Annotated in this window: 4 protein-coding genes and 1 pseudogene; 2 read left to right on the top strand and 3 right to left on the bottom strand. The window is 69.8% G+C overall.

Features of this window, described 5'->3' with window-relative positions; translation table 11 throughout:
• Together ABZ749_RS33450 and ABZ749_RS33445 are read left to right on the top strand one after the other, a co-directional pair.
• Positions 1–322 (top strand): metalloregulator ArsR/SmtB family transcription factor (locus ABZ749_RS33450; protein WP_357235003.1); only part of this gene is annotated, 322 nt, incomplete at its 5' end.
• A 2-nt stretch (positions 323–324) separates the two neighbouring features.
• On the top strand, positions 325–768 hold the full coding sequence (locus tag ABZ749_RS33445; protein ID WP_357235000.1) for an SRPBCC domain-containing protein: 444 nt from the start codon (positions 325–327) through the stop codon (positions 766–768).
• On the opposite strand, the gene ABZ749_RS33440 is transcribed toward ABZ749_RS33445, so the two are convergent.
• The 3 genes and pseudogenes from ABZ749_RS33440 to ABZ749_RS33430 form a co-directional block, all read right to left on the bottom strand.
• The gene (locus tag ABZ749_RS33440; RefSeq protein ID WP_357234997.1) at positions 752–2029 is read right to left on the bottom strand and encodes an MFS transporter; all 1278 of its coding nucleotides are present in this window, start codon (positions 2027–2029) and stop codon (positions 752–754) included. The two genes, ABZ749_RS33445 and ABZ749_RS33440, sit on opposite strands and share 17 nt — an antisense overlap.
• Positions 2030–2110: 81 nt before the next feature.
• Positions 2111–2311, bottom strand: coding sequence for a hypothetical protein (locus ABZ749_RS33435; protein WP_357201727.1), 201 nt, complete (start codon positions 2309–2311; stop codon positions 2111–2113).
• 98 nt (positions 2312–2409) lie between these two features.
• Positions 2410–2658 (bottom strand): annotated as a pseudogene (locus tag ABZ749_RS33430) (SAM-dependent methyltransferase); the annotation flags it as partial.

The raw sequence follows: 2658 nt of genomic DNA, 5'->3' as shown, positions 1-2658 counted from the left end.
GTCGGCGATCGGCGACCCGATCCGGCGTACGATGATCGATCTTCTTCTCGCCGACGGGCCCGGCACTGCCACCTCGTTGAGCAGGCGGTTACCCGTCACCCGCCAGGCCGTCTCGAAGCACCTTGCGGTCCTCGACCGGGTTGGGCTGATCCACGCCGAACCGGCCGGTCGTGAGCGCCACTACCAGGTGGACGAGGCGCAGCTCGCCCGCGCGGTCGCCCAGTTGTCGGCGGTCGGCTCCACCTGGGACGCCCGCCTCCGCCGGATCAAGCGCATCGCCGAGACGATCGAACGCCACCGCACCACCAACCAGGGAGGCTGAAAATGGTCGACATTCTGCACCAGGTCGGCGTCGTCGCTCCGCTTGCCGACGTCTACCGGGCGGTGGCAACCCCCGAGGGCGTCGCCGGATGGTGGTCGGTCGACACGACCGGCAAGAGCGAGGTCGGCGGGCAGTTGGCCGTCCACTTCGGTGACGAGGGCGGGTTCGACCTGGAGATTCTTGAGCTGGACCCGGCTGGTCGGGTGCGGTGGCGGGTCGTCGGTGGCCCCGAGGAGTGGATTGGCACCGAGATCGGTTGGCGGCTCGACCAGCGGGGTCGCTACACGATCGTCGACTTCACGCACTCGGCTTGGCGCGAGCCGACCGAACTCATGCGCGAGTGCAGTACCAAGTGGGCGACCTTCCTGATGAGTCTCAAGGAGCTGGTCGAGACGGGGCGCGGCCGGCCGGCGCCGGACGACGTCCAGATCAGCGACGGGCACTGACCTCGGTGCCGGTTGGGCCGCCGGGGGATCGCACGCTTCGCCGCGAGATCGCGATCCCCCCGGCGGTCAGGCCGAGGGCGGCTATCGCCACCGCGCAGAGCAGCAGCGTCGGGCGTGCGCCGATCGCGCTCACCAACGGCCCGCCCAGCATGGTGCCCAGGGGCACCGCCAGTACGAGGATGGCACCGTTCGCGGCGAGCACCGCGGGCAGTCGGGCGGTCGACGTGCTTCGCTGGAACAGCGCCATCGACGTGGTCATGTACGGCGCCCAGATGAAGCCCGCCAGGGCGAACGCCGGCAACGACACGCCGACCGGTACGCCCAGGCCGAGCGGCAGCATGGCAACGCCGAACGCGACGACGATGCCGATGGTGGTGGCTCGCAGTGGCCAGCGGCGGAGGTAACCGGCGACCAGACCCCCGGCGAGACCGCCGACGCCGAACGCGGTGTAGTAGGCGCCGAGCAGCGTCGCGGAGGCGTGCAGGTCGTCGGTGATGTGGATAGGCATCGCCACGTACACCGGTCCGAAGAGGAAGAAGAACCCGAGGCTCAACACCAGCAGGCCCAGCAGGGCCGGGTTCTGGCGGATGACCGCGAAGCCGGCCGTTCGCGAAGCGCCGCTCTCGGACCGTGCGGGTCCGTCGTTGGCGGGAAGGGCGAGACGGTACGTAAGGGCCAGCGCGGCGAAGGTTGCGGCGTCGATGGCGATGACCCAGACCGGCCCCACCCAGCCGATCAGGATGCCCGCCAGAGGCGGGCCGACGATTGTGGCGAACCCTCCAATGGTGCTGAGCACGGCATTGGCCGGCAAATGGTGTCGCTGCGGCAGCAGTTCGGCGATCAGGGTGAATCGGCCGGCGGAACCCCACGAGTGCAGCAGCGCGGACGCGGCCAGCAGAACCACGTACAGCCCGATGGAGAGCACGCCGGCGAGGTGCGCGAGGGGAATCGCCCCGAGCGCGCTGGCCCGCAAAATCGCGTCCCACCCGGCGAGTTGCGCGCCGCTGCGCCCGCGCAGCAGCCGACCGAAGACGACAGTCCCGGCCGCGCTGGGCAGCGTGTACGCCGCCATGGCCAGCGCGATCGAGGTGCCCCGCTGTTCGTGCGGGGCGAGTTGGATGGCGAGCCAGGTCACCGCGACCACCGCCAGGCCGTCGCCCAACGCGGAGACGGCCAGCCCGGGTAGGACGCGTCGGAGTTGAGGGTGACTGACCACCGGCCAGTACGGAGAGGAGCGCGGGAATCGGGAGGCGTCCGGCATGCAGTCAGCTCACCCGGCGAGGGACCTGGGGATCAATACCTAGCTGCTGGCAGCAGAATCAGCCGAGGGTGAAAAGCCGAATCACCGTTGTGGGCCGTCGTTTCGGCGGGCAGCGCGGAAGGACGAGCCGATGCTCGCCACGATCGAACCCACCGAGGCGAGCGACACCGCCACAGTGCCGGCCGTGTCGGCCCCGCCGTCCCCGGTCACCTTGAGGATGATGCCGGTGACCATGAGGACGACCGACAGGGCCAGGACCACCTGGATGGCTCGTCTGCTCATGGCGGCATCTCACTCTCGGTCGGCGGGAGATCGGCTCGGGTTCCGTGACGTCGGGGCGATGACTGCTCGACTTTCCGGAACCCGAGCCGATCAAACCGCTACTCCTTGCGGTAGACCGAGATGTGCGACGGGCTGTCGGCCTGGAACGGTCGCCGGTGCCAGTCGGCGTACCGCTCGGTGAGCCGGAGCCCTGCCTGCTGCGCCATCTCGTCGATCTGGTGCGGCCAGGCGTACCGCATGGCGAACGGCTTCAGGTGCACACCGTCCGCGTCGAACGTGATCGTCTGCCGGATGAACCGCTGCGCCGGCCGGTCGTACCGGTGCAGTCGAATCGTCGCGGAGTCCTC

Origin of the sequence: Micromonospora sp. NPDC047753 (assembly GCF_040642735.1) — a bacterium.
Taxonomy (GTDB): domain Bacteria; phylum Actinomycetota; class Actinomycetes; order Mycobacteriales; family Micromonosporaceae; genus Micromonospora.
This window is presented reverse-complemented; position numbering and strand designations above follow the sequence as displayed.

Coding starts and splice junctions, on each gene's coding strand:
- ABZ749_RS33445 (WP_357235000.1), top strand. CDS start 325: ATGGTCGACATTCTGCACCAGGTCGGCGTCGTCGCTCCGCTTGCCGAC.
- ABZ749_RS33440 (WP_357234997.1), bottom strand. CDS start 2,029: ATGCCGGACGCCTCCCGATTCCCGCGCTCCTCTCCGTACTGGCCGGTG.
- ABZ749_RS33435 (WP_357201727.1), bottom strand. CDS start 2,311: ATGAGCAGACGAGCCATCCAGGTGGTCCTGGCCCTGTCGGTCGTCCTC.